The sequence below is a fragment of the Nitrospira sp. BLG_2 genome (genome assembly GCF_049222245.1).
This window is the reverse complement of the sequence record NZ_JBLYIG010000167.1, coordinates 1-2,046: the sequence shown is the minus strand read 5'-3', so window position 1 is coordinate 2,046 and position 2,046 is coordinate 1. Positions and strand designations below refer to the sequence as shown.

At 58.6% G+C, this 2,046-nt stretch carries 1 protein-coding gene; it reads right to left on the bottom strand.

Features of this window, described 5'->3' with window-relative positions:
* A partial coding sequence (locus ACOSYY_RS04635) for a multicopper oxidase domain-containing protein (protein WP_421661101.1) occupies nt 1-1,895 on the bottom strand: 1,895 nt, incomplete at its 3' end.
* Between the last annotated feature and the right edge of the window lie 151 nt (nt 1,896-2,046).

Here is a 2,046-nt window from a genome sequence, read left to right as displayed (position 1 = left end):
GAAACCTTTCCACTTCGTGGATCAAAGAGGATCTGTTGTCGTTTGGCCGGTGTCGTCGACTTGTAATTCACCCACTCATACGAGGTTTCGGGCTCCGTCAGCGCCTTCGCCCCATCCCAGGCCCAATCGTTGACCGTTGCGTCGTAGGCCAGGGTCTGCTCCTTCTCCGTGTTCTTGTGTCCCGGTTTGCCTTGCGGCGGCAGCTGCATCTCGACCCAATCCTTCACGGACACCTTGGTTGGATTGGCTTTCCAATCCGTTTTATCCTTGGTGATCTCGAATGTTTTGCCGCCGTACCAATCAACCGTCGCGCCGACGAGCTTGTCACTCGTCGTGCCGACTTTCATCCGGCCGACGCGGTCCGGCAATTCCACCAGCGGCTTCATCACATCGGTCTGAAAGCCGGGCGCTTGCAATGTGTTATACACCCGCCAGAAGCCCCACATGCCGGTGACATAATGCTGCGGAATATGGCAATGGAAGACGAATTCTCCGGCCAACGCCTGCAACCCTCCGGAACCACCCTCAATCACCTGATCGTACACTTCCGTTGGTCCGATGGACTGTACGTCCAGGCGGTCGGAGGGATCGCTGATCGGGGGGAATTTCACCGGCCCATTTTTGGAGACTGCGAAGTCGAGATTGCTGTTCCCCGGCTGGCGCGCCCAGCGGACGGAGCCTCCGTGCAGATGGTGCGAATGCACGATTTCCGAGCCTCCCGCCATGCGGAACTTGGCCGGGTCGCCGAGGTAGGAGCGGGGGATGGTCGTGGCCGGGTCGCCGAACGTGTAGGACCCGTAGCCCATAGACTCATCGCCGTAGAAGCCCATGTGGGCTTGAAGTTCGATCCGCGAGCCGTGCGGTTCGCTGCGATAGTTGAGCAGCCGTGCGCCGGGTCGATAGGAATCGGTATGCGGGTCGCGCTGCGGCAACATCTCACCCTTCTTATTCAAGAGCCGGAAGGCTTCATCGCCGGCCTCGTGATAAAAAATCGCGAACTCGCGGAAATCCGCCCCGTTCGGGTCTTCGATCATCGCTTCCCAACCGCTCGCCATCGGCTGACCGTCGAAGGGACTTAAGTATCGAGAACCGCGCGGCTCCACGACGAGCATGCCGATCAAACCCTCATTGAACTGCTCGCGCGAGGCATGCGATCGGAAAAACCGCGCGCCTTCTTGCGTATCCGGCTTGATGTGCCATTCGAAGCTCTGCTGCTTCCCGGTCTCCACATTGGTATCCGGGTTCGACGGGGTCGCCGGCTTGCCGGTGGATGACACCACCATGGATGACCCGTTGATGACCAGGTTCGTCGGCTCGTCGGCGATCTGGTTGTGGAGAGTGATCTTGAGGCAGTCACCCTGATTGGCACGGATGACGAGCGGCTGAATCACATCGCCCTGCAAGCCGTTCGAGACGGCACCGGGATCGTTCTCTTTCTCACGAGCCTCTTTATTGGCTGTTTCCTCAGCCCGCGCCTTCTCCACGTTTTCGGTCAGCACATACATGTAGCCTGGGAAATAGTCGAGGAACCGGCTCAGCGTGATTTCAATATTGATCGCCGAGACGTGGTATTCCTTCACAGGCGCGTTCGCCGGGCACCGCTGGCCGCTGACGACCGCGACCTTGTCCGCATCTTCCGCCACCAGCAAGACACCCTGTTGCATCATGTGGCTGCTGGCACCCGCGCTGTACCCGCCTTTCTTCCCGATAAATTCCTGCTGCCGCTTAATCTCATCCATCATGCGGTCGTGCAGGACCGATCCTCCTTCACGATAGATGACCTTTTGTGCCGATGTCTGATCCGCGTTCCCCTGATGATTGTGCCGCTCCGCGGCGAATCCGATCGTCGCGAAAGCAAGGCTGCTCGCCAACGCCAGACATTGGAATTGCCGCATCACGCCGCTTCTCCTCTGTCCCCTGCTGTATTCAAACGGTATGGACCTCATATCTCGGCCTCCTCTCCCCGGTGTACCCGCCTTATTCGGCGGTTAATTGATGTCTGCTCATCTATGATCATTTCAACAATCCTCTCCTCATCATGCTTTG